The organism is Longicatena sp., from assembly GCF_982403165.1.
This window is the reverse complement of the sequence record NZ_CEVYEL010000005.1, coordinates 52983-79737: the sequence shown is the minus strand read 5'-3', so window position 1 is coordinate 79737 and position 26755 is coordinate 52983. Positions and strand designations below refer to the sequence as shown.

The 26755-nt window shown below is 37.0% G+C and carries 18 protein-coding genes, 2 pseudogenes and 1 riboswitch; of the genes and pseudogenes, 11 read left to right on the top strand and 9 right to left on the bottom strand.

What is annotated here, in order from left to right:
- Nucleotides 1–289: 289 nt before the first annotated feature.
- Nucleotides 290–916: a helix-turn-helix domain-containing protein gene (locus tag AC1VS3_RS02050; protein ID WP_008690905.1), complete on the bottom strand. Its 627-nt coding sequence runs from the start codon at nucleotides 914–916 to the stop codon at nucleotides 290–292.
- Nucleotides 917–1428: 512 nt separating this feature from the next.
- On the opposite strand from AC1VS3_RS02050, the pseudogene AC1VS3_RS02045 reads away from it, so the two are divergent.
- The 3 genes and pseudogenes from AC1VS3_RS02045 (at nucleotide 1429) to AC1VS3_RS02035 (ending at nucleotide 3907) form a co-directional block, all read left to right on the top strand.
- Nucleotides 1429–2417 (top strand): annotated as a pseudogene (locus AC1VS3_RS02045) (replication initiation factor domain-containing protein).
- 20 nt (nucleotides 2418–2437) lie between these two features.
- Nucleotides 2438–2641 (top strand): excisionase, encoded by a 204-nt coding sequence (locus AC1VS3_RS02040; RefSeq protein ID WP_008690908.1) that lies wholly within the window; start codon nucleotides 2438–2440, stop codon nucleotides 2639–2641.
- A gap of 76 nt (nucleotides 2642–2717) precedes the next feature.
- Nucleotides 2718–3907: pseudogene (locus AC1VS3_RS02035) on the top strand (tyrosine-type recombinase/integrase).
- Nucleotides 3908–4200: 293 nt separating this feature from the next.
- On the opposite strand, the gene AC1VS3_RS02030 reads toward AC1VS3_RS02035, so the two are convergent.
- A complete protein-coding gene (locus AC1VS3_RS02030; protein ID WP_008690914.1) occupies nucleotides 4201–5973 on the bottom strand; it encodes an ABC transporter ATP-binding protein in 1773 nt (590 codons plus the stop codon).
- 163 nt (nucleotides 5974–6136) lie between these two features.
- Here AC1VS3_RS02030 and AC1VS3_RS02025 point away from each other — a divergent pair, with 163 nt between their 5' ends.
- The gene (locus AC1VS3_RS02025) at nucleotides 6137–6808 is read left to right on the top strand and encodes a hypothetical protein (RefSeq protein ID WP_008690915.1); all 672 of its coding nucleotides are present in this window, start codon (nucleotides 6137–6139) and stop codon (nucleotides 6806–6808) included.
- 50 nt (nucleotides 6809–6858) lie between these two features.
- Complete coding sequence (locus AC1VS3_RS02020; RefSeq protein WP_008690917.1) at nucleotides 6859–7422, top strand: hypothetical protein; 564 nt, start codon at nucleotides 6859–6861, stop codon at nucleotides 7420–7422.
- 158 nt (nucleotides 7423–7580) lie between these two features.
- On the opposite strand, the gene AC1VS3_RS02015 is transcribed toward AC1VS3_RS02020, so the two are convergent.
- The 6 genes from AC1VS3_RS02015 to aroB form a co-directional block, all read right to left on the bottom strand.
- Nucleotides 7581–8336, bottom strand: coding sequence for a TMEM164 family acyltransferase (locus AC1VS3_RS02015; RefSeq protein WP_008690919.1), 756 nt, complete (start codon nucleotides 8334–8336; stop codon nucleotides 7581–7583).
- A gap of 97 nt (nucleotides 8337–8433) precedes the next feature.
- A complete protein-coding gene (locus AC1VS3_RS02010) occupies nucleotides 8434–9282 on the bottom strand; it encodes a prephenate dehydrogenase (RefSeq protein WP_008690921.1) in 849 nt (282 codons plus the stop codon).
- Nucleotides 9279–10544 (bottom strand): 3-phosphoshikimate 1-carboxyvinyltransferase, encoded by a 1266-nt coding sequence (gene aroA / locus AC1VS3_RS02005; protein ID WP_008690922.1) that lies wholly within the window; start codon nucleotides 10542–10544, stop codon nucleotides 9279–9281. The genes AC1VS3_RS02010 and aroA overlap by 4 nt, the downstream gene beginning before the upstream one ends.
- Entirely contained in the window at nucleotides 10544–11560 is a 1017-nt protein-coding gene (gene aroF / locus AC1VS3_RS02000) for a 3-deoxy-7-phosphoheptulonate synthase (protein WP_008690923.1), read from the bottom strand. Before aroF ends, aroA begins: the two co-directional genes overlap by 1 nt.
- A gap of 58 nt (nucleotides 11561–11618) precedes the next feature.
- Nucleotides 11619–12719: a chorismate synthase gene (gene aroC, locus AC1VS3_RS01995; RefSeq protein WP_481275484.1), complete on the bottom strand. Its 1101-nt coding sequence runs from the start codon at nucleotides 12717–12719 to the stop codon at nucleotides 11619–11621.
- Between the two features lie 4 nt (nucleotides 12720–12723).
- Nucleotides 12724–13725, bottom strand: coding sequence for a 3-dehydroquinate synthase (gene aroB, locus AC1VS3_RS01990; RefSeq protein ID WP_008690925.1), 1002 nt, complete (start codon nucleotides 13723–13725; stop codon nucleotides 12724–12726).
- A gap of 488 nt (nucleotides 13726–14213) precedes the next feature.
- On the opposite strand from aroB, the gene AC1VS3_RS01985 reads away from it, so the two are divergent.
- Both AC1VS3_RS01985 and AC1VS3_RS01980 read left to right on the top strand, forming a co-directional pair.
- Nucleotides 14214–15299, top strand: coding sequence for a chorismate mutase (locus tag AC1VS3_RS01985; RefSeq protein WP_008690926.1), 1086 nt, complete (start codon nucleotides 14214–14216; stop codon nucleotides 15297–15299).
- The gene (locus tag AC1VS3_RS01980) at nucleotides 15296–16531 is read left to right on the top strand and encodes a pyridoxal phosphate-dependent aminotransferase (RefSeq protein ID WP_008690927.1); all 1236 of its coding nucleotides are present in this window, start codon (nucleotides 15296–15298) and stop codon (nucleotides 16529–16531) included. Before AC1VS3_RS01985 ends, AC1VS3_RS01980 begins: the two co-directional genes overlap by 4 nt.
- 329 nt (nucleotides 16532–16860) lie before the next feature.
- On the opposite strand, the gene AC1VS3_RS01975 is transcribed toward AC1VS3_RS01980, so the two are convergent.
- Nucleotides 16861–18189 (bottom strand): MATE family efflux transporter, encoded by a 1329-nt coding sequence (locus AC1VS3_RS01975; protein ID WP_008690928.1) that lies wholly within the window; start codon nucleotides 18187–18189, stop codon nucleotides 16861–16863.
- A 276-nt stretch (nucleotides 18190–18465) separates the two neighbouring features.
- Nucleotides 18466–18563, top strand: a riboswitch (SAM riboswitch).
- A gap of 65 nt (nucleotides 18564–18628) precedes the next feature.
- On the opposite strand from AC1VS3_RS01975, the gene metK reads away from it, so the two are divergent.
- The 4 genes from metK (at nucleotide 18629) to AC1VS3_RS01955 (ending at nucleotide 26735) form a co-directional block, all read left to right on the top strand.
- Nucleotides 18629–19723 carry a methionine adenosyltransferase gene (metK, locus tag AC1VS3_RS01970; protein ID WP_008690929.1) on the top strand — a complete coding sequence of 365 codons (1095 nt, stop codon included), beginning with the start codon at nucleotides 18629–18631 and terminating at the stop codon, nucleotides 19721–19723.
- A 180-nt stretch (nucleotides 19724–19903) separates the two neighbouring features.
- Complete coding sequence (locus tag AC1VS3_RS01965) at nucleotides 19904–24934, top strand: InlB B-repeat-containing protein (RefSeq protein WP_270399114.1); 5031 nt, start codon at nucleotides 19904–19906, stop codon at nucleotides 24932–24934.
- A gap of 110 nt (nucleotides 24935–25044) precedes the next feature.
- Nucleotides 25045–25983, top strand: a complete 939-nt coding sequence (locus AC1VS3_RS01960) for a D-2-hydroxyacid dehydrogenase (protein ID WP_119983547.1) — start codon at nucleotides 25045–25047, stop codon at nucleotides 25981–25983.
- 140 nt (nucleotides 25984–26123) lie between these two features.
- Nucleotides 26124–26735, top strand: coding sequence for an L-threonylcarbamoyladenylate synthase (locus tag AC1VS3_RS01955; RefSeq protein WP_119983546.1), 612 nt, complete (start codon nucleotides 26124–26126; stop codon nucleotides 26733–26735).
- Nucleotides 26736–26755 lie beyond the last annotated feature (20 nt).

Below are 26755 nucleotides of genomic sequence, written 5' to 3'. Positions count from 1 at the left end.
AGCCCCTTGGGGCGATTACGTAAAAACCACCAGCTAAGCTGGTGGATATTTATTTATTTTTATCGGACAATTTTCCAGTTGCTATCTTTATGTAACACAAGCTCAAACTGCGAAATCTGTGTAGTCTTTATCCATTATGGAAAAGAGCGTCAGCACACGCCCTCTTTATCCTCTTGATTACCCAACACAGGAAATAAAAAGCCCTGTCAAGAACTTGCCACCAAAGGTGGTGCGAAGCATTCTTGACTGGGCTTTTTACTTTGCTGTATCTTCTGTGAGAGGATAAGAGTTATCCTATACCTTTCAAATCTTCAAAGCCTTCTATGGTTGGAACACTGGGCAAACTTTGCCTGTCCTCGTCCACATGCCTGTTAAGTATGGTTTCTCCCTCATAAGGGTTCACATTTCTGTGTCCCTTTATGGTTTCTCCAAACAAATCAAGGCTGTATAGATCGTCATATTTATCAAGCAAATTCTGGAATTTATAACGCTGTATCAATGCTTTTATAGGGTACAGGTCAGACGCTTGCCTGTCCTCTGAACTGATATAGTCCATGATGTATTCACGGAGCTTCTTTAACTCATATTCTTTCCATTCTTCCTCACTGTCAAAATAGTTGTCATACTGTCCGTGTGCAAGTTCCACATTTAATCGTTCCTCACATTCCAGAAACTTCAAAATCTCCTGTTCCATGTGGGAAGTGTTCTTCCATTCCCCACATAATAACTCATTGGGTGTCACACCTAAAACAGAAGTAATCTTTTCTAATGTATCAAAGGTGGGAAAGTTGACACCTCTTTCAATCTTGGAAAGGCTCTGCATATTGATACCGATTGCGTCTGCCAGTTCCTGCTGGTTCATGCCACGAAACTTCCTTACCCTCTGTATGTTCTCTCCTAAAAGCTCATATTTCATGTTGTTTTTCCTCGCTCTCTTGCTTATTTAAGCCTATGATACTTAATATTTTTGAAAATGTCAAGAAATATTGTTGACAAATAAGTTTGATGAGGTTATTATATGATCGGTTGATTGATTAAGCACAACAACATTAATTATCTACTTGCATAAGCATTATAAAGAATTGTTTTCATTCTGAAGGCGTTAATATCAGACTTTCGGGATTGGAAAACGTGGTTTCCTAAAGTGACTGGCTGGACAGGGCACGTCCCCCAGACGTGTTCTGGACAGACAGTTACTTTAGGAAAGGAACGCCTTTAGGCGTTCCGACAGGGCGTTATAGTAACACCGCCCTGCGCGTACAGAATTGATAATTGAAAACAGGCTTAAAATCAGCGTTTATCAAGGATTTTGCAATGTAAAGAATTGCAGTAGAAAAGGAGGAAATACAGATACCAAAGAAAGAGCATATTAGCATTAAGATTGACTACATCAGCATTATATTTGACACTGCAACCGCAGAAGAAGTCATACGTTATGTTCTTGAACTGCCTGTTGATATTTTTGAAACGCAATCGGCAAGGGTACTGCATAAAGACTATCAGACAAAATGGCAGATAGGAAGTATTGAGGTTTTCGGAAATGCAAGAAAAACAGAAGCTAACCCTATGGGGCTTAGTGCATACCTCGTATTAAAAGGAAAGGGCTGTGATGAGATTTTCCGCATACTGGATATGCACGGTCAGACATTTGGTGATTTATTCCGTCGCTGTGAGCGTTGGTTTTATGGCAGTTTCCACTTCACAAGGCTGGATATTGCCATTGATGACAGAAATGAAGTGCCATATTTTACACCAGAGCAGTTAAAGCGGAAATGCGAAAAAGAAGAATATATCGCAAACAGCAACACCCACCATTTTGCTGAAAGTAAATATGAGGAATTTGACACCGCAAAGACGGTCTATATCGGAGCTGGCAAGTCTGCCCTGTCCTACCGTTTTTATGATAAAGATAAAGAAGTCAGCATGAAGAATAATAAGCCTTATGATGAAATCGGGAGCTGGAAACGGACAGAAATGCAGTTACGTGATAAAAAGGCTCATTCATTTGCCATGTTGTTCAAAGACAATCCGCTGGACTTGGGAAAGCTGGCATTTAACCTGCTGGCTGGAAACTTGCGTTTTGTCGTGCCAGAAGCAATAAAAGCCGTTGGAAAACGTGCCAGTTCTGGAAACGGTTTTTAGGAGCAGTTGAAACTTTGAAACTTCATACAGTAACGCCGGATAATACCCTTGTAGAAACACAGAAGTGGCTGAAAGAGGGTGGCGTATTATCGGCTGTCAAGGCGTTCTATTTCCTTGAACAGCATGAAGCATTAGGCGACTTGGAACGTGTGGACGATATGCTGGCAAAAGTCAGATACAGCCCAACATTCAGTTGTAAGCTGACAGGTCATTTACAGAAATTACACAGGGAAGAACTGATACCATATGTACAGTATGATACTAAGAAGAGATAGGAGGTGCGTGTATCAGATATATGAGTGAGATTGATATTCCTGTATGGGAACGCTATACCCTTACCATTGAAGAAGCGTCCCGTTATTTCCGCATTGGAGAAAACAAACTGCGCAGACTGGCAGAAGAAAGTAAAAATGCAAACTGGCTGATTATGAATGGCAACCGTATTCAGATTAAGCGGAAACAGTTTGAAAAAATCATAGATGAATTAGACGCAATTTAGTGAAATTGAGCCTTGTATATGCTATCATAGTTTTAGTCGTATCAAGGCTCTTTCCATAAAGGAAAGGAGCAACCACATGACAGAAAAAAGACGGGATAACAAAGGTCGTATTCTGAGAACAGGAGAGAGCCAGAGAACAGACGGGAGATACTTATATAAATACGTTGACGATACTGGTACGCCACAGTGCGTTTATGCATGGAAACTTGTACCTACGGATAAGACACCAGCCGAAAGCGTGATAAACCCTCATTGAGGGAACTGGAAAAAGAGATACAAAAAGACCTTGCAGACGGTATCGACAGCATAGGCAAGAAAATGACGCTCTGCCAGGTATATGCTAAGCAGAATGCCAGCAGAAGCAATGTAAAGAAAACTACCGCTGTACAGCGTGAACAGCTCATGGAGATACTAAAACGTGATAAGCTGGGGAACAGGAGCATTGACAGCATAAAGCCCTCTGACGCTAAAGAATGGGCTGTCAGAATGAAAGAGAATGGCTATTCCTATCAGACGATTAACAATTATAAGCGTTCCTTAAAGGCTTCCTTTTACATAGCAATAGAGGACGATTATGTCAGAAAGAACCCATTCAATTATGCCTTGAATACAGTGATTGAGGACGACAGAAAGCCCAGAGAAGCACTTACAGAGGAACAGGAAGAAAAGCTGTTATCCTTTGTAGAACATGATAAGACATACCAGAAGCATTATGACGCAATCCTGCTATTGCTGAAAACAGGGCTTCGTATTTCAGAATTTTGCGGGCTGACTGTCAAGGACTTGGATTTTGAGAACCGTATCATCAATGTAGACCACCAGTTATTAAAGAACAAGGAAGTTGGTTACTACATTGAAACACCGAAAACAAAAAGCGGTATCCGTCAAGTTCCTATGAGTGATGAAGCGTGTATGATATTTCAAAGAGTGTTGAAGAACCGCAGAAAACTAGAACCCATCATCATTGACGGTTACAGCGACTTTGTATTCCTTAATCAGCAAGGCTATCCCATGACGGGTGCAAACTATACAACTACGTTTGGAAATCTCATCAAGAAGTATAACAAGCACCATGAGGGCTATTTACCAAATGTTACACCGCATATCTTACGCCATACGTTCTGTACACGTTTAGCAAACAAGAATATGAACCCAAAGAGCTTGCAATACATCATGGGGCATTCAAACATCAATATCACGCTGAACCTATACGCTCATGCTTCGATTGATGGTGTGAAAACGGAATTGTTACGTTTGATAGCGTAAAGAATTTACCACTTTTCAAAGCCAAAACATGAAGATATATAAGAAGAAACGTGAAGTATCTACCGATAGTAAAAATGCCCGAATAGACGATAAAATAAGGCTATACGGACATTTAAGAAGATTTAAAAAGATAATCAAAAATTTAATTTAAGTTTTAATAAATAAAAAAACGTATTTCTTTAGCAAGTGTCGCAATTTTCTACACTTCTAACGATGAAATACGTTTTTTAATATGTAAAGATCTAACTGATATCAAAAAACAGCAGCCTAGGATATAGAGAATATATCCCATTTTATTTCATGTGAATTTGTTTCGTCATATCCTCATCAAAATCTAAACCTTCAAATTGTAAACGATAATAATTCGCGTAAATGCCATTTAACGCGATTAACTCATTATGCGTTCCTCGTTCTTCCTGTCCATTTTCAGAAATGACGATGATTTCATCAGCATTACGGATGGTTGATAGACGATGAGCAATCGTAATGGTTGTACGATTCTTTGCCAGCTCTTCCAGACTTTTTTGAATATGACGTTCACTTTCATTATCCAAAGCACTGGTTGCTTCATCTAATATTAAGATCTTAGGGTCTTTTAGAAAGACTCTGGCAATGGAGATACGTTGTTTCTGACCACCGGATAACCGTGTGCCACGCTCTCCTACAAAGGTATCATATCCATCTGGAAGAGAAACGATAAATTCATGGATATTTGCTTTTTTAGCAGCGGCAATGATTTCCTCATCACTTGCTCCAGGTTTTCCATAAGCGATGTTTTCTTTAATAGAGCCGGTAAACAGATAAACATCCTGTTGCACGATACCAATCGCTTTGCGCAAACTTTCCAAGGTCAGTGAACGAATATCTTTCCCATCTACCTTAATAGAGCCATGTGTAACATCATAAAAGCGAGGCAACAAGGAACAAATGGTTGTCTTTCCACCGCCGCTTGGTCCAACAAGGGCAATGGATTTACCGGCATCAATATGAATGTGAATGTGATCCAATACTTTCTCTTCATCATTGTAAGAGAAGCAAACATCTTCATAATCAATGACACCATGAACTTCTTTCAACTCTTTTGCATCTGGTGCATCTACGATGTCTGGTTTTGTTTCTACTACTTCAAGGAAACGTTTAAAACCAGAGAATCCTTTTTGGAACATTTCCGTGAACTCTACCAACACTTCAATCGGTGCAACAAAGATATTTACATACAGTGCATACGTTGCTAAGGCAACTGGTTCTAAATTTCCCATGGCAATGAAATAACCACCAGCGACTAAAATCGTCAAATACAACAAACCCTGAAAGAAATTATTACCGGCATGGAATAAGCCCATACGATAATAATTGTTTTCCTTTGACTGTAAGAACATTTGATTGCTGTGGGCAAATTTATCACGTTCAATGTCTTCATTCGCAAAGGACTTCACGACACGAATACCTGCTAAGCTATCCTGCAAACTGGCATTTACACCAGCAATCTTACGGCGGTTATCCATGAAGGTTGCCTGCATCTTGCGATTTTGAAATAAACTGAATATCAACATTAATATGGTTACACCGATCAGAATTAAGGTCAAACCGACATGAATATACATCAATAGAATAAAAGAACCAAAGATTTTTAATAAAGAAATGAAGACATTTTCCGGGCCATGATGGGCTAATTCGCTGATATCAAATAAATCCGAAACCAGTTTGCTCATCATTTCTCCGGTATTATTTTTATCATAATAGGAAAAAGATAAACGTTCAAACTGATCAAACAGATCCTGACGCATATCACTTTCCATGCGGGCACCCATAATATGACCTTGTGCTGTTACATAGTAGCGACATAAGGCACGAAGGATATACATGATCAATAATCCAACACCTAACCAAACCAGACTATCTAAAATAGCTTCCTTTGTCTGTAAATAAAATGTGTTATTTAAGTAATTTAAAATCTGGGGGAATGCCAGATCAATAACACTAATGACTAAGGCACATATCATATCTAATAAGAATACGGTACGATATGGTTTATAATAATTCATAAATTTCTTCATAATATGCATATGTATCACTCCCTCTTTGACATACCGCTTTATTATAAAGCAATTTTTAAGTTTCCTCCACTCTTTCAACCGAAAAAATATTGAAAAAATAAAGGAAGGCTACCTATTTTTCGTGAATTACGTTATAATATGAACGGTGTAATGAAAAGAAGAGGTAAGAAATATGAGTATAATATCTTATGTAGTAATTATCTTATTGTTTGCGGCTGCAATAGCCTTTATGATTTATAAACAAAACTCTGTCGGTCGTTTAAATATAGCTATTCAGGGGAAGGATTATGCAAAGGTTATTGAGCTTTGTGAAAAAGATGCTTATCAGAAAGCGGTTGGCAAATTTAATTGTGAATTGTATCGCTTAAAAGCTATTTATCGTAGCCGTCCTGAAGCAGAACGTCAAAAAGCATTGGAAGAGGCCTTGGCGAAGGATTATACAATGGAAAATAAAGAAGAAATCTTAGATTTATATTTCCATATTTATTTACAGAATCAGAATCGTGCATATTGTGATAAATTGATGGAGATCATTGACACAATTGATGATGAAACTTTTAAAATGTATCAGCGTTGGTCTTATGAAGTTGTCTTTAATAAACGAACAGATTTAATTAAAGAAATGGATGATGCCATTGAAGATAAACGTATGAAGGGCTTTGGCTTGGGCGTCAGTGCTTATATGATTGGCTTATCTTATTACTATTTAGAAAACTGGGAAAGTTCTCGTTCCTATTTCTATTCCAGCATCAGCTGTTTTCATCCAGGCAACATGTATGTAGAGCTAGCGAAAAAATATGTAAATGAGCTAAATGAAAAATTAGGTTCTGACATCACGATTTAGTAAAAAAACCTTGTGAAATTCTCAAGGTTTTTTAAAAAAGAGGGAAAACTATGGAATATGTATATGAATATCAGTTTGAAAAGGACAGAGTTCATGATTACAGTGATGAATTTTTTGAAATCCTGCAAAAACGTAATCACATATTAAAAACGAAAAAAGCAGTGGTACATAAATTTCATTATTTTTATTATGCACTTGCAGCTGTTTTTTTATCCATGTTAAGTATTCTATTTGGGGCAGAAACAGATTCTGATTTTTATAAGGTGATTTTCACCCTGTCTATATATTTGGCTTTATTTTGGAGCATCATCGGTTGTTACTTATTTATATGCAAACTGCGATTTCGCAAACGTTATTGCGGGCTTCGTGAACAAAATGGAGTGGTAACACTAAGCGAGGATACGATCAGTGATGAATACCAAGATGTCATGATGAGCTATAAACAAGAAGTGATCAAAAAAGTTGTCATCGGACGTGAAATTATGGTCTTTTTTGTGGATAAGCATAAGCCTTTTATCATGGTACCAAGAGTTGATTTTAAAGAGGAAACCTTTTTAAAATTAGTAAAGGAAATATTTCATGATCGCATCGTATATTGGAAACGTATATCTTAAATTCGTGCGATAAACAAGCTATGTGATGCTGTAGTAATGACTGTGACAAACCGCAGTCTTTTTTTATTGTGCAGCAAAAATCATTTATGTACATGACAGCTTGTTCTTTTTGTATCCTTGTCAAAGGGCAGAGTTCAACAAATGGTTTTATTTCAGAATTATAAAAGCTTTTGTAGTGTGCGCCAGATAAGATGAATAAGCCAAGCACCTAAGAGGATGCAGAAAAGATAAATAAGATTACGCATAGAAATACCAAAAATTGGTGTTAACAAGTCAAAGAAAGGTTGCGTGCTTTCATAATAAGGGCTGATATAAAACATATTAAGCTCTCCCAGTGTATGAAAAGCAATATTTAAAAAGGTTGCTATGCCGGCAAACATAAAGAATAAAGGCAAAGTTTGTAAGAAACCTTTTGTGGTTGTATCGCCTTGTTTATGAAAGCCAATCCATAAACTCAAGAATAGTAATAAGAAATGCCATAAAAAGGCATGTGCCGTTAGCATCACGTAACGATGCATCAAATCATCCGGAAAAAGAAGGGCCATGATAGCTCCTAGTAAACTAAAGTCCATGAGAAAGGTTTCTAATGGTATCCGCCATTGATCTTTTAAGAAAGGAAATAAGATTCCGATATACATAGGTAAGGAGCATAACTGAAAAGGAAAGATCCACCAATCATATTGTTGGGCATCAAGCAGATAAAAGTGAAACAGCTGTTTATAAAGTTCTAGTATGAGCAATACAAGACTGATTCCAAAGATGCCATAAACATACTGTTTTTTAGTAACATGACGTAAACGATAAGCAATTCCTATGCACACACTAATTCCCACGAGTAACATCAACACATGAAAAAGACCGAAAGGTTTAGGCTTTTCCATTTCCCAGGCAGTATAGCGTAAAAATTGTTGCATATGCTCACCTCATTTCAAAAGGCTTCTTTATCTTTATTATACAGCGTATTCAACTTACCAAACAAAAACTTCTCCGACAAGCAGAGAAGTTATACGATTATCGATCAAAGCGTTTACGACGAATGGTGGATTGAATGAATAATTCTTTTAATCCTTCAACATCATCCTGTTCCAACTTTGTCTTTAAATGATTGATTTCCTTCACGAAGTCATCGATTTCGCGAATTAAATTATCTTTATTTAAGAAAAACAATTCACTCCATAGATTTTCATTGATCTTGGCAATTCTTGTTAAATCACGGAAACTATCTCCGGTATATTCCACCAAATGTGTATTATCGTTAGTATTCATTAGCGATACGGCAATCACATGCGTCAATTGTGAAACAAAGCCGACCATTTCATCATGTTCTTCCGGTGTTAATACGGAAATATTCGTAAAGCCTAAAATACTGGCAAATTCTTTTAAGGTAGCTATGGCTGTCTCGGTGTTTTTAGCAGTTGGAGTGATAATGAAATTAGCAATATGGAAAATAGCATCATCCGCATATTTCACACCGCTGACTTCTTTCCCTGCCATTGGATGAGAGGCGCAAAATTCTAGATCCTCACGTAAAATACTTTGGATACGTTCTACAATATTGCGTTTTACACCACTTACATCTGTCAGAAAAGCATGGGGCTTCATGTATTTTTGATACGTTGCATACCACTCCACCGTCATGTTGGGATACAATCCGGAAATGATGAAATCAGCGTTTTGAATCAGTTCAATAGCAAAAGTACTTCCTTCATCAATGATGTCATGTTCCTTGGCATAATCAATGCTTAACTGGTTAATGTCAATGGCATCCACATGAAATCCATTGCGTTTTAATCCCATGGCATAGCTGCCACCAATCAAACCAAGTCCAACAATTAAAAAACGGGTATCTTTTTTTATCATAAGCTTTCCACCTTTTCTTGCACCTTCGCAAAATCATCAAAGAAGGTAGGATAGCTCTTGGTAATCGCCTGTGCATCCTCTATGGTTGTACAGGAATTACTGCAAGCTGTGGCAACACTTAAGGCCATCACAATGCGATGATCATTATGTCCATGCAATGTCTGTTTGCATGTATAGTCTTGCCCGCCTTGAATGAAGATTTCATCTTCTGTAGAGGTTATGGTAACGCCAAACTTGCGCAGTTCTTCTTCCATTGCCGCAATGCGATCACTTTCTTTAATGCGCAATCTGCCGGCATTGTAAATATGCGTATTTCCCAGGGAATACATGCCAAGCACACAAAGAATAGGTCCTAGATCCGGACAGTTTGCTAAATCAATGGAGGTGCCCTTTAATTCACTTTTATAAAAGGTATAGCCATGGGGTACTTCTTCTATACGTGCCCCAAAGCTTTTTAAGATTTCCAAAATCGCTTTATCACCCTGTCTTGATGCATGAGAAACACCGGTCACGGTAATCTTTCCATGAATCGCAGCATATACCGCAAAGAAAGCCAATTGTGAATAATCACCTTCAATCTCATAATTGTTTGCTTGATAGGTTTGTCCACCCGGAATAGCAAGTGTCATTTCATCTTTAAAATAAGCATGGACACCGAAATGTTCCAGCATTTGTAAGGTCAGTTCCACATAAGAACGTGATTCAAAGGGAGGAAGAATATGAATTGTAGAGTCCTTTTCCAACAGTGGTAGGGTGAACAATAAACCACTGATGAATTGTGAACTGACATCACCTTTGATCTGATATTCTCCATAAGGTAGTGCCTCCTGAATGTGGATACCATGGGCATCTTGCTGAAAGGCTAATCCTTTTTCATGAAAGATGTCTTCATATACTTTTTGCGGTCTTTGTAATAATCGTCCGCTGCCGGTAAAGGTGATTGGTTTTTCACAAAGAGAGAAAATAGGAATAAAGAAACGTAAGGTAGAACCGGATTCATTGCAAAAAATTTCCTTGTCTTTTAAACCTTGAAAGTTTGCTATACCATCAATAGTGACAGTATCTTCCGCTATTTCAATATGTGCGCCAAGCTGTTTCATTCCTTCTATCGTTGCACGTATATCTTTGGAATAGGCAACATTGGATATGACACTTCTTCCCTTCGCAAGAGAAGCACAGATAATTGCACGATGTGCCATGGATTTGCTTGGGGGAATATGCACATGACCTTTACCTAAAGAGGTAGCTATGGTAACTTTCATTACATATCCCTCCCAATGACATTCGCAATCGCTTTCCCTTTTTGAATCAACTGCTTAAAGTTTTCCGGTTTCAAGGATTGTGCACCATCGCTCCATGCACATTCCGGATGATCATGGACTTCAATGATTAGACCATCTGCACCTGCCGCAATCGCAGCTAAAGATGCGGCTTCCACCAGTTCCCAATCACCGGTCGCATGACTTGGATCAATGATGATAGGCAAATGGGTCTTCTTCTTGATGATTGGAATGACACTAAGATCTAAGGTATTTCGGGTGTATGGCTCAAAGGTACGAATGCCTCGTTCACAAAGAATGACATTTGGATTTCCTTCAGAAAGAATATATTCTGCACTCATGATCCATTCTTCTATCGTATTGGCCAAACCACGTTTTAGCAAGATTGGTTTTTGTGTCTTTCCTACCGCTTTTAACAAATCAAAGTTTTGCATATTACGGGCCCCAATCTGAATGATATCGACATGTTCCACAAATTCATCAAGTTTATCAGCACTCATCAATTCTGTGACAATTGGTAAGCCACTTTGTTTTCTTGCTTGTGCTAAAGCAAGGATACCTTCTGTTCCCATGCCCTGAAAAGCATACGGAGAGGTTCTCGGTTTATAAGCGCCACCTCTTAACATACAGCCACCGGCATCCTTTACTTCTTGGGCCAGATGCATGATCATCTCTTTTCCTTCTACACTGCAAGGACCGCCAATAACAACTAGTTTTTCGTTACCGCCAATGCGGATACCATTGACTTCGACAATCGTATCTTCTGGATGAAACATACGACTTGCTTTTTTATATGGGGATGATACACGCACAACACTTTCCACATGAGGGTTTGCCTCAATGCGCTTAGGATCAATTTGACTGGTATCGCCTACGACTCCAAAGACATTGAAATTCTCACCAATGCTCTCATGTATTTGTAAGCCGCGCTCCTTTAATTGCTTCATAACATGTTCAATATCACTTGTTGTTGCATCTTTCTTCATCGTAATAATCATATGAGAAACCTCCTTTATTTCTAATCTTATCTTGGTGGACGTATCCACATCGTTAATTTTATTTCTGCATTTCCATAGTTGCACTACGCTCCATGAGCATATCTAAGATACCGATAGCCAAAACCGCATCGACTACGATTCTTGCGCGATGGATGATGGCAGGATCATGTCTACCCTGAATCGTTAGTTTCACGGCTTCAAGCGTTTCCTTATCAATCGTATCCTGTTCCTTATAAATAGATGGCGTTGGTTTAATAACTGTTTTGATCAGTACCGGCATACCATTACTGATACCTCCGTTAATACCACCGTTATGATTGGTCCTGGTTTTTACTTTGCCATCATAAATAATGGCATCATTGACTTCACTTCCATAACGATCACAAAAGGCAAAACCCAAACCAAATTCGACACCTTTTACAGCCGGTACACTGAATAATAAATGGCTTAAACGACTTTCCATGGAATCAAAGAAAGGTTCTCCGATACCAGCCGGTAAATGTAAAATTGCACTTTCTAAGATACCACCTACACTATCTCCTTGCATCGCTGCTTCTTCTATTTGTGTACGCATCGCTTGCGCTGCTGTTTCATCTAATACCGCAAGATCGCTGGTATTCATTTGTCGAAGCTGTTGTTCAAGGAGTTCTTCCTCTTGAGCAAATGGCTGATCTTTGATGGTATGACACTGGGTAATATGAGAACCAATCAAAATGCCTTTTTGTTGTAACACCTGCATGGCAATTGCACCTGCCGCCACAAGGGGTGCCGTAATGCGTCCGCTGAAATGGCCGCCGCCGCGATAATCTTGATAACCACTATACTTTACATCAGCGGTATAATCGGCATGTGAGGGACGCAAGCGATTCTTGGTTTTGGTATAATCACCACTACGCGTATTGGTGTTTTCTATCAGAATGGTTAACGGTGTCCCGGTAGTATAGCCTTCAAAATATCCACTGACGATATGCAACGCATCACTTTCTTTACGCTGTGTGCTGATACGTCCTTTCGCCTTACGTTTATCCATCATGGCATTGATGAAATCCATGTCCAGATGAATACCGGCAGCTAAACCGTCAATGACGACACCGATTGCCTCTCCATGACTTTCTCCAAAGATCGTAACACTGAATTGATTTCCAAATGTATTCTTCATAACCTTATCCTTTCAAAATGTGACGAACATCACTTAACTTCCATTCTTTTAATTCTGCTTTACCAATCGTATTGACCTTAACAACGGTGACATGATCGCCGCTTGCTTTCTTATCTTTGCATAATATTTCAAACACTTCATCACTATCATAAGGTACATCACTTTGTAAATGCATCCGTTTATAAATAGGTAAGACACGTTTTTGAACATCTTCACTCATAAAATACAACATGCCCATGGCAACACATTCTCCATGCAAATATTGTGAAAGGTGATAATAGCTTTCAATAGCATGTCCGATGGTATGACCAAAGTTTAAGATCTTGCGTAAGCCCAACTCTTTTTCATCAGCTTCCACAACTGCTTTTTTCACGCATAGCGCATGATAGATGATTTCTTCTAAATGAGCAGGAATATCTTCTTCCTCAAAAAGGGCAAATAGTTTTTCATCATAGATCAATCCGGCTTTCAATGCTTCTACTAAACCATTATAGAAATGCCGTTTTGGCAGTGTTAATAAAGTGTCTGTATCAATGAAGACAGCTTTAGGCTGATAAAAGGCCCCAACGATGTTTTTCACATCATCCAAATTGATGGCAACCTTACCACCGATACTACTGTCGATTTGTGAGAGCGTAGTGGTCGGTATCTGAATAAAGTCAATACCACGCATATAGCTGGCTGCCACAAAACCGGATAAATCTCCTACAACCCCGCCACCTAACGCAATGACACAATCCTTACGTGAGAAATTATGTTCCAGCAAATCCTCACAGAGTTGTTGAAAGACCTTCATGCTCTTACTGGATTCACCAGCTTCGACAACATGTACATAGCCTTCCTTACATTGTTCCTTAACGGTTTGTGCATAGGAATTTGGTACACCGGTATCGGTAATGATCATAACCTTGCGATTCAGTTGAATATGATCGTTTAAGCGATATAAGATGCCTTTTTCCATATAAATATCGTATCCATTTTCTTTTAGATCTACATGTAGTTTCATAACGATTCCTCCCTGATAAAGAAAAAAAGCATCAGTGAATTGCAGATGCTTTTTTTATCCGTTATAAAGAAGTGAAAAAGAACCATGTTTGGCTTTATAACGAAGATTAAAGATAATAATAAAATCCTTTGTTATGCATGGCTATCACTCCAATTTCCTATATCATAATATAATCAAGAAAGAATTTCAAGCAAATCCATACATAAAATGAAAGAAATTTCAAATTCTTGTAAACGCAATGAAAACAATCGCATCTTACCATGGCTTCACTATGCCATTCTTACGCATGATTGATTTCTTTCATTTGCATAATTGGTAATTAGATGGTTTCTGATGCAGGACCTTAGATGGCTATTCATATAAAAGGATATGATATAGTATCTGAATCGAGGGTCAACGCTTCATTTCCTTTACATTTCTTTTCTGAAACTATATTCATTCATATCAAAGTATTGTATAATAAAAAAGAATGAAAAAGAGGTGAGGATATGACGAAGTTGGATGATGCCCGCAAGGACATTAATGAGATAGATGCGCAAATGGCAGAGCTGTTTGAAAAACGCATGCAGGCTGTAGAAAAGGTCATAGCTTATAAACAGGAACAAGGGCTTCCGGTATTAGATCGCAGCCGTGAGAACTTTGTCATTGCACATAATCTGCAATATATCAAAGAAGAAAAATATCAAGACAGCTATAAAGAGTTTTTGCAGGATATCATGGCAATCTCACGTAAATATCAGAAAATGATTCTGAATCAGGATGTTGTCGGTTATCAAGGCGTGGAGGGTGCTTTTTCACATATCGCCTGCACACATGTCTTTCCGGAACATAAAAAACAACGGTATGCATCTTTTGAAGATGTGTTTAAAGCCGTTGTGGATGGAGAAATCCGTTATGGTATCGTACCGTTTGAAAACAGCTATACCGGAGAAGTAGGAGAGGTATTAGATTTATTAATCAAGTATCCTGTTTATGTCTGTAAGGATTATGACTTAAAGATCTCACAGAATTTACTAGGAATCCCGGGAGCAAAACTGGAAGATATCCGTCAGGTATATTCAAAAGATCAGGCAATCTATCAATCGAAACAATTTTTAGAAGGCAGAGGATATGAATTGATACCGTATCCGAATACGGCATTAGCGGCAGAATATATTGCTAAACAAAATGATAAAAAGAAAGCTGCCATAGCCGCAAAAGAAAATGCAGAACGGTATGGCTTAGCCGTGTTAGCAGAGGATATCAATACCAGTGCCCAAAATACGACACGCTTTATCATCATTGGCAGAGATTTACAACCAAGTGGAAATATCTTTTCCTTAGCTGTCATTATACCGCATAAAGCAGGAGCATTAGTCAGTGCCATGAATATCATTGCACGTCATGGTTTTAATATGCAAAGCATCATCTCGCGCTCCATAAAAGACAGACCATGGGAATATTATTTCTATGTTGAAATTGATGGTAATATCCAAAAGGAACAGGAACAGTTGTTGGTACAGGAGTTAAAAGATGTTTGTGAAGAAGTGCGCATCTTAGGTGCATATACAAAAGAAAGCAGGGATGAAAAATGAGTTTTGTGAAAGAAAAAGTGAATACGACACCAATTGAAGATACCGTTTTTGCGATCGTGAAAAAAGCGAAGGAAGCAAAAGCAGCAGTTGGTGCAGAGAAGATCGTTGATGCGACCATTGGTTCTTTGTACAATGAAGAGGGAACAATCGTAGCCTTTGAAAGTGTGTTTACACCTTATGATCATATAGCCAAGGAAACAAAGGCAGCCTATGCCGGAAGTTTTGTCGGTAATGACAGCTATCGTCAGCAGGTGTATGATTGGATCGTTAAACCAAGTGGTTCCACCTTAGCACACAGTGTGATTGCCACACCGGGAGGCACCGGTGCTGTGGCGATCACTTTATCAGAAATTTTGGATGAAGGGGAAACTGTTATCTTACCGGAAATTGCCTGGGGCAGCTATAAGCTGATGGCAACGATGGATAATCTAAATGTCGCAACTTATGCATTGTTTGAAGAAGATCATTTCAATTTAACATCTTTAAAACAAGTATGTCGTCAGGTGATGGAAAAACAGCAGAAACTGTTAATTGTCATCAATGACCCTTGCCATAATCCTACCGGTTATTCTTTAAGTAAGGAAGAGTGGCAGGAAGTTGTTGCTTTCTTAAATGCATGTGCCAAAGAAGTACCGGTCGTTTTATTAAACGATATTGCGTATATTGACTATGCGTATGATTTACCACATTCTCGTGACTATATTAAAACCTTTGATGAGTTTAGTGATAATGTATTTGCCATCATTGCGTTCAGCTGCAGTAAATCATTAACTTCTTATGGTTTGCGTTGCGGTGCTGCTATTTTGTTAGGTAAGAGTGAAGAAGCTGTCCGTGGCGTTGAAATTGTTTTTGAAAAAGCTGCCAGAGCAACTTGGTCAAATGTACCTAATGCCGCTATGGATAACTTTACGTTTGTGACAACCGAAAACTATGATGCTTTTATGAAAGAAAAAGATGGCTATGTGAAGCTATTGAAGCAACGCAGTGATATCTTTACTAGTGAAGCTGATGCCTGTGGCTTGGCATATTATCCTTACAAGGAAGGCTTCTTTGTAACGGTAGCAATTCCAGATAATAAAGTACGTGACAGTTATCATGAAAAGCTTATGGAACAGCATATCTATACCGTAAAGGTAAATAAAGGTATTCGTGTAGCTGTATGTAGTTTAAGTGTTGCGAAATGCAAGGGCTTAGCAAAACGAATGAAAGATATTTTAGATACAATTGAGTAAGGAAAGCGGAATGTCTGAATTGCTTCATTGATTTTGTGTGGATTTTCATTTGAGAAAAGAAACAAGTTTAAAAAGTTATAAGCCGATTAACATAACAAATCATTCTTACCAAATGATATTGATGCAGATGGTAAGGGTACCTTAAACCGTTATAAAAAGAAGAGCTTTTACTGGTACCAGAAAGTAATTAAAAGTAATGGGGAAGATTTAGATTAAAATAAAAAATATCTGTATGGATGTAAAAACCATGCAGATTTTTTTGTATAAGAAGCTTTACGAATAATGGATTTCTTTGTGTAGTTGAAGAATGATTCAATCATAACGTCAAACTATTTTTTATCAGCCAATGCCTTTGTATATTGAAACATTTTACTACCAGCATAGATAACAACAATGAACTCAGTAAGGGGCATCGTATACCAAAGAGCTTCAGGACTTAACAAAGGTAATAGATAAATAAGAATACCACTAATGATAAGTCCGCGCGCTACGGAAACAATGAAAGCGGCTTTTGGTTTTAATAAAGCTTGGAAGTAATAAGTTGAGAAGATATTGAATGGTAGTAATAAAAAGGACAATCCATAGGTACGAATAATTAAGGGAGCAATTTGTAAGATTTCTTTAGTGGGTGCCATAAACAATTTAACAAATAGGTTAGGGGCTAATGCAGACAGTGCAGTCCAAAAGATACTAAAGAATAAAACAGTAGCTAAGGCATAGTTTAGAACTTTCTTAATACGGAATCCGAGTTTTGCGCCATAATTGACGGAGATGATTGGTTGTGCTGCTTGTCCGATGCTATATGCACAACATTGCACAAAGGTGCTGATGTTTACGATGATACCATAAATGGATAAGGCATCTGTCCCAAGATAGTTCATAATCTGACGGTTGAATAAAATGGTCAAGATTCCCATGGCAATATCAATAAAGAAAGTTGAAAATCCCGTAATGGTAATTCTTTTGAGTTTATGCAGTATATGTTGTGGCATTTGAAACTTTAAGGTATTTGTCTTAGAAAAGAAATGTTTTAGCATAACGATACAGGAGATGATAGAACCAATCGCCGTTGCTAAACCGGCACCAAAGATACCCATATCAAACACAAAGACGAAGACATAATCACCAATCATATTAAAAATACCGCCGGCTAATACTCCTATTGTCGCAAGTGTAGGATCAGCATCATTACGTAAGAAAGCAGCTAATACTTGCGTAAACAGGAAACAAGGTAAGACAAATTTGATTGGTAATAAATAGGTTCTTGCTAGAGCTAACAAGGAACTTTTTGCGCCAAAAAACATAAGCAGTTGACGATCAAACAAGATGATAAGGATCCATGTGATTACCGCTAAGAAGACGGCTCCTATTACGGCTGCTGAAAAATAAGCATTCGCTTCTTGTGTTCTGCTTTTTCCATTCCCTTTGATAGTACTGAAAATAACCGAACCTCCAATTCCCATTAACAATCCTAAACTAAAAATAATGTTCCAAATCGGCGCAACTACAGCTAATGCTGCTGTACCTTCTGGTCCTTGATATTGTCCAACCATTGCCATATCGACAATCGAGTAAACAGATGTAATCAAAACACTCCCAAAGGCAGCTGCTAAATATTTAAAATAAAGTGTCTTTATATTTCCCTTTAAAAAATCCATAAAAATTCCTCCTAATCAAAAAAAGAGCTGAACAAGGTTACGGGTATCTCAATCCGTCGCCTTATCCAGCTCATCATTTCTCTTTGAATGACTCGCCCTCCGAGCAACCCTATTTTAACAGAGCTATACATAAAGTCAAGCCAGAAAATAACTTTTATACGTTTGCGGTAATAAGATGAAATGTTTATGATATAAGCGGTGGTAAATACTTCCTCATATTTTTTCGATAAGATTTACTTGCAAAAGTACTACATGCATGTTTTAATATAGATGCCTTTTTTATCAAGAGTTGGGGTAGAGAGTTAGCTCGATAATCCCACACCAACCTGTATGGGGTAAATCATATAAGGTGGTACAGCTAACAGCGATAAGAGAAGAAAGAATCGATACGTATGCCTTCTCTGACGCTTGAGAAGGCTTTTTATATGGAGGAATTGATATGAAAGATTATGTATTTACATCAGAAAGCATTACAGAAGGCCATCCGGATAAAATCTGTGATACGATTGCGGATGCTATCTTAGATGAAGCATTACGTCAGGATAAGAATAGCAAGATGGCAGTGGAGGCAACAATTAAAGATGAGTTTGTGTTGATTTATGGAGAAGCTGACACAAAAGCTAAGATTGATTTTGAAGGTATTGCGAAAAAGGTCATCAAAAACATTGGATATGAAGAAGAATATCAGGTAATGGTGAAAGTAAATAAGCAATCCAGTGAAATACACCAGGCAGTTGTCCAAGATGGTAGTATTGGTGCAGGGGATCAGGGAATCATGTTTGGCTATGCATGTGATGATACAGAAGAATATATGCCAGCGCCAATTGCTTATGCACATAAACTTGCAAAACAGTTAAGTGAAGTACGCCGTACACATCCGATTTTAAGACCTGATGGCAAGACACAAGTAAGTGTTGAATATGAAAATGATCAAATTAAACGTATTGATACTATCGTTGTATCGACCCAACATACACCGGATGTGAGTCAGCAGGAAATTGCCAATTTGATTATGAAAGAAGTCATCACGCCGGTAATTCCAGATGAATTATTAGATGAGGACACGCGCTATCTTATCAATCCAAGTGGCAGCTTTATTGTAGGCGGTTCTTTTGGTGATAGTGGTACGACAGGACGCAAGATTGTTGTTGATACTTATGGAGGTATGGGTAGAATCGGTGGCGGCTGTTTTTCCAGTAAAGATCCATCAAAGGTAGATCGCAGTGCTGCATATTATTGCCGCTATGTTGCTAAAAATATTGTGGCTCATCAGTTGGCAAGAAAATGTGAGATTCAGGTGGCATATGCTATCGGCAAGGTAAAACCAATATCTATTTTATTAGATACATTTGGTACAGGAACTATGAGTGATGAAGATTTATTAGATATTGTAAAGAAAAACTTTAATTTCGAAGTGAAAAACATTATTGAGGAATTAGACTTGTTAAAACCTATTTATCAAGCAACAGCCTGCTATGGACATTTTGGTAGAAATGAATTTCGTTGGGAAAAGGTTATAGATTTAAAATATTAATCACACTACTTTACTATAAAGCTCTTATGAAATCCTATAAGAGCTTTTTTATAACCAAAATAGTATGATAACGAAGGAACTACATTGCTATTCATAAATAAATCGGTTATAATTTTTATGTAAACGGTTACAGAAAAATGCTTATTGCACAAATAAGTGAAACTGAAAGGTGAGGAAAAAATGAAGGAGCGGATGAAACAATTAGGAGTATTGTTTTTGGTGTTTATGATGGCACTGACAATACTGCCATCACAAGGAACGATCAAAGCAGAAGAAACAAAAGAAAGCTTCACCGTGCATTATCATAAGAATGATGGAACAGATGAGATTATAGACAAAGAATATGCAAGCAAAGAAGAGGCCATCGAAGAAGGAAGTCTTTTTACATGGGAAGGAAGAACCTTTGTATCATGGAACTTGCAAGCGGATGGCAAAGGTAAACGTGTAGCGGAAAAGACGAAATTGAATGAAGTGATGAAAGACGAAACAACACTAGATGTTTATGCTATCTGGAAAGAGAAAGTCTTTAAGGTAAATTTCATGGATATAAATGGAGATAAGGAAACTATATACCATGAAGAAGAAACAAAAGATGGGAAGATAACACTACCGGTATATCGCAACAGCGAACATGAGAATGAAGTCTTTGCAGGCTGGAAGAATGAAAAAGATAGCAAGGTCTATGAGCCTGGGAAAGAGATAGAAATAAAAGAAGATAGCACTTTTGTTGCACAATTTATGAAAAAAGAAATTAAAGCAAAAGGAATAAAAGCTTTAGAAAATACAGAAATTACATACTATAGTGCAAATAATGAATGGTTGGAAAAAACTATAGAGGGAACAGATATAATTAATTATCCTGAAGAGTTTAGAGAATCTGGACTAGAAACAAGAAAATTTCTTTACTGGGCTGCAAGTATTGATGCATATATAGATGAAAGTGTACCTAGAATAAAACCAGGTGATAAATTATCTGATGTAGATTTTTCTGAATATATATGCATCACAGATGAAGGAGATGTATTGCTGTTTTTGTTCGCTATTTACGATAATGAAAACAAATTAGGTATATTATCTATTTACCAAAATGATAATAATGAAATAATAAAAGATTTTAAAGATCGCTATAACTATAGTTATAATGAAGATACAGAAGAATTGATTGTTGAAGATGTGGTCTTAAAAGAACCTGATTTGATAAGGAAAAATTTTTTATATTGGTTATATGAAAACTATGAAAACCAAGTGGCTATTGAATATCCTGCAGGATCAAAAATATCACTAAAAGTAAAAAAATTAAAAATAGATTTTCCGAGAACATTGGCAGCAGGCTGTTTTCCAGGTGTTTTAACGGGGATTTATGATGAAGAGGACAATTATGGCATTGATATTATCTATGAAAATCCAGAAGGTTTAAACGGTAAACCACCTGTCGATAAAAATATATATGGATTAGAAAAAGGTATGAAGCCAGTGGCAGCTATTGCTGGAGCAGGTACTTTAACATCAAGAAACAGTATTTTTTATGGATGGAAAACTTATAATGGAGATATTTGGAAAGAAAATGATTTAATCACTTTTGAAAAACTGCAAGAAGCTTTAAGTTATAATGGAGATAAAACAAAAGTTAATCTTAAACCTATTTTTATATATGTTCCAGCTACATTTGACTTATCATCCTTACCAAATAATATAGAGATTCGGCAACCAGAACTGATTGTGATATTCGATGAATTAAATAGTGATTATTCATTCTTACTGCCGGATATCTCGGATGAATTTAAAAATTCAGATTATGTGTTTGTTGGATGGAAAAATAAGCAATTAAATGAGGTGTATGCTCCTTTTACTGATGAAAATGATTATGGCGTTGGAGTGGTCTTAGAACCTATAGTAATGAAGAAGACAAAGTTTAAAATCGTATATGAATGTCTTGATTCAGTTACATGTCCTATTGATAATGCAGAATATGAATTAGGCGATGAAATTAAATTGAAAAATATGCCAACAAATGGTTTAGAATATGAGGGAAGTTATTTTATTGGGTGGTATCCGTTTTATGATCAATCTTTCAAACAAATTCCCGTTTTTGAATATATACATGCAATAACAAATGGTGAATTACAAGTGTTTTCAAGCTATTCTGATGAAAAAAATAGCATCTTTTGTGATCCAAATGGTAATGATATCGCACTAACTCCGGAATTAAAAGAAATTAATAGTCTCCCACTATTTTCTAGAGGTGATTATATAATTCCTATGGAAGATAAGGAATATTTAATAGGATGGTCTTTAACACCTAATAATGAAAATCCTGATGAATTTTTATCTTTTTGGACAGCTACTTCCGACGACATATATGAATTAATAAAAGGAAAAAATAATCCAGTTCGATTGTATGCACAATGGATAAGTGAAGAAGAATTAAAAAAAAGAAGTGATTTTATCAAAGTAACCTTTGAATTGGATCAAGGAAATGGGAACAAACTAGTGGATACTACTTATGCACCAAAGGGAATAGAATTTAATGCCTCATATTTTTTGTTCAATAATAAGTATTCTGTACTAAATCAGAAATTGACCTACGAGCAAAGCTATGTTAATGCTTATAATGAAATATATGTTAAAGATTTAGATGGTGAGAACAAAAAAAGCATTATATTACCAACAGATGTTTCAGAAGTAACATATGAAATAAAAATGATAAATCGAAAAATTCCCACATCCTATATGGCAAACAATCATGGCGTTTTAAAGAATGAAACAGGTAAAATTACTAAATACATAGAAGATAGTGGAGAAGATATATTTCTTCGCATACTTGATTTACCAATACCTGTCGCTGATGAGGGCTATGTATTTGCAGGATGGAAATTACGCCCTTATTTCAAGAATTGTTTTCCTAAAGTTCCCTCTAGAAGTGTTAATGCAAAAAATGAAGTAACGATTGCAGACTGGTATACATTAAAAAAAGAGATATGGTCTACAGAAGAATTATCAAAAACACCAATTTATGAGGGTAATCTTGTTGATTCTTTACTTCCACCATATGCGAGAAGTTTTTTGATATCTAAACTAAATGTAATTGCCGTCTTTGAACCAACCGGTAAAGTAGAATACTACTATGATGGGGTTAAAGATGATGAGGCGACAGAAACCTTAACTGACCTTCATACTGGGGATACAGTAACTGCTTATCCAGACAAATCAAAAGATGGTATGTATGAAGTAGATAAAACAGATGGACTTCCTATGATCGTAGATGATGACTACACCAAGAATGTCATCAAGGTTTATTATAAGAAAAAGAAAACGGCTGTAACTGTCCAATATTTCTATGATGGTATAGAAGATAAGGAAGCTGCTTATACCGTCAATGATCTTGCGATAGGTTCTCATTATGATACTTATAAAGATAAGAAGAAAGAACATTATTCTTTGGCAACCGTAACAATTCCTGAAAAACTTGTGGAAAATGCAGAAGAAAATGTCATCAAGGTATATTACACAAGAAATAAGACCATCGCTAAGATACAGTATTACTATGATGAAAAGTTGGATGATAGTCAGACAGAAATTCTAGCAGATCAAAAAGCAGGCGATACGATTACAACGTATCCGGATAAGATCAAAGAAAACTATAAACTTGATAAAGTAGAAGGGTTGCCACTTACATTAAAAGAGAATGCAGAAGAGAATGTTATTAAGGTATATTATGTACACAAGAAGACTTCTGTAACCGTAAAATATTTCTATGATGATGTGGAAGATGAAAGCCTAAGAGAAAGAATTGATGATTTGGAAGTAGGTTCTTATTTTGGTGGGTATAAGGATAAGAAGAAAGAACATTATTCCTTTGCGGCAGTACAGATCCCCGAAAAACTTGTAGAGGATGAGAAAGCAAATGTCATTCATGTATACTATACAAGAACAAAAACAATCGCGAAGGTACAATACTTTTATGATGGAAAGCTGGATGACAGTAAGACAGAGATCATCGCAGATTTAAAAGCAGGCGATGTCGTAGAAACCTATCCGGAAAAGAATAAAGAAGGGTATCACTTTGTGAAGAGCGAGCATTTACCACTAACGTTAAGTGCTATAGCGGCAGAAAATGTCATCAACATCTATTATGCAAAGGATGAAGAAGATAGCAAGACAACTTCGGTTACTGTGAAGTATTACTATGATGGAGTAGAAGATAAGAAAGCGTCCTATCGAGTAGACGAATTAGAAGTAGGTTCACAGTATAAAAACTATGTAGATAAAAAGAAGGAACACTATTCTTTAGCAGAAGTAAAGATACCAGAAAAACTAGTAGAAGATGCTAGTCAGAATGTGATTGAAGTATACTATACAAGAACAAAAACAATCGCAAAGGTACAATACTACTATGATGGCAAGCTGGATGAGAGCAAGACAGAGATCATTGCAGATTTAAAAGCAGGCGATGTCGTAGAAACCTATCCGGAAAAGAATAAAGAAGGGTATCACTTTGTGAAGAGCGAGCATTTACCACTAACGTTAAGTGCTATAGCGGCAGAAAATGTCATCAACATCTATTATGCAAAGGATGAAGAAGATAGCAAGACAACTTCGGTTACTGTGAAGTATTACTATGATGGAGTAGAAGATAAGAAAGCGTCCTATCGAGTAGACGAATTAGAAGTAGGTTCACAGTATAAAAACTATGTAGATAAAAAGAAGGAACACTATTCTTTAGCAGAAGTAAAGATACCAGAAAAACTAGTAGAAGATGCTAGTCAGAATGTGATTGAAGTATACTACACAAGAACAAAAACAATTGCAAAGGTACAATACTTCTATGATGGCAAGCTGGATGAGAGCAAGACAGAGAACATCGCAGATTTAAAAGCAGGCGATATCGTAGAAACCTATCCAGAGAAGAACAAGGAAGGGTACATATTTGAAAAGGTGGAGAATATACCATTGACCTTAGGTGAAGATGCAAGTAAAAATATCATCAAGGTATATTATGTAAAGAAAAAAGATACTGAACCAACCCCACCCAAAGAAGACCCACAAAAACCGGCGACGCCAAGCAAACCAACTACAGAAAAACCAAAACCAGAAGATGAAGTTCAGACAAGTGATACAAGTCAGCGAACATTATGGATCATGATGGTATTGCTAAGTGGTGGTGCTGTATTGGTATATGGTTTAAAACGTAGAAGAAAAGAAAAACAATAAGCAAAGAAAGGTGGATTCTTTATTGAAAAAGACCACCTTTTCTACAAGGATGACATTATCTATTCACAAGATAGGTAAAATACGATACACTTACACGGGAGGAATCCGTTATGAAAAAACATTTATTACTATTATCTGCATTGAAACCACATCATTTAAATAGAATACCTGCGTGTTATGAATATCGTTTAAAAACCCCTGACTCTGTTAATGAAGAGGATATACGTTGGGCTGAGGTGATTGCCGGGAAAGTGCCTTTAACGTATTTGCCAATCGCTGAAAATCTTCGCTTGTTACAATTGGAAACAGCCGGAAATGAACAATATTTAAATAAGCTTCCTTCGTCATGCAGCTTATGTAATGCCAGTGGCAGTTTTGGTTTAGCGATCAGCGAATATCTGATTTGTACTATATTAATGCTTATGCGTAATATACATCTCTATCAGCAACATCAAAAAAAGCATTTATGGCAAGTGGAAGAACCTATTTCTTCTATTTACGGTTCCAAGATTTTAGTAGTAGGTACAGGTGATCTTGGAAAAGAATTTGCCGGGAAAGTTAAGATGATGGGGGCACATACGATTGGCATTAATCGTCATTCAAAGCTTCCCCTAACGGCTTTTGATGAACTTTATGGTATAGAAGAAATAGAAACACTTTTACCTCATGCTGATGTTGTCGTATTGGCTTTACCAAGCACAGCAAAAACAAGACATATCTTTCAAAAGCAATATTATGCTAGAATGAAAGAAAACGCTATTTTGGTAAATGTGGGAAGAGGAGATGCCCTGTCGTTAGATGAGTTATTAGAAGCTCTTCATACATACCCTATCAAAGGAGCGGTATTAGATGTAATGGAACAGGAGCCGTTGCCGCAGCAACATCCTATCTGGAAAGAGACAAATGTCATTTTGACACCCCATATTTCAGGTACCTTTCAATTACCGGAATCTTTTGAGCGTTATGTAAATATTTTAATACAAAATCTTGAGGCTTATGCACAAGGAAAAGCACTTTGTAATCTTGTGAATATAAAAGAAGGCTATTAAGAAAAGGAGAAGATACTTCCATCTGAATTGTAAGATATAAAAAGTATTTCTATATTTATAATGATAGAATTGGAATGATAATAAAAATTTTATTAAAAAAGCCGTATAATATGATAAAATAACTACAGAAGGTGAAGAAAATGGAAACTGTGCGTTATGAAGCAAAAGATATCGAAACAATCGCTGATTTATTGAAAGAAGGAAAGGTGGTTGCCTTCCCTACGGATACGGTTTATGGTTTGGCTGTCATTTATGAAAATGAAGCGGCCTTAGAAGCTCTTAAAAAAAGTAAAGGAAGACCAGAAAATAAACCAATCCCTACCATGGTTTCAAATTTCCGACAAATGGAAGAAATCGCCTATATGAGTGAAGACGCAAGAAAACTTGCGGAGGAATTTATGCCGGGAGGCTTTACGATGATTCTTAAGAAGAAAGAACACCTTCCTGCATATTTGACAAATGGATTTGATACGGTAGGGATACGCATGCCGGATGATGACATCATACTACATCTGATTGATCTCTGTGAGAAACCATTGCTTGTGACTAGTGCTAATCTAAGTGGTGAAGAACCGCAAGAAACAGCAGAGGGGGTATTAAAACAGCTGGATGGACGAATTGATGCTATCGTAGTTGGCGAAAGTGGAGGCAGTAAGGCAAGTACTATCGTGGATATGAGTGCCGATGAATTACGCATTGTAAGAGAAGGACCTATCAGCGAAAAACGAATTCGCGAAGTCCTGCAAGACTAACACGACAGAAAGGAGAAGGA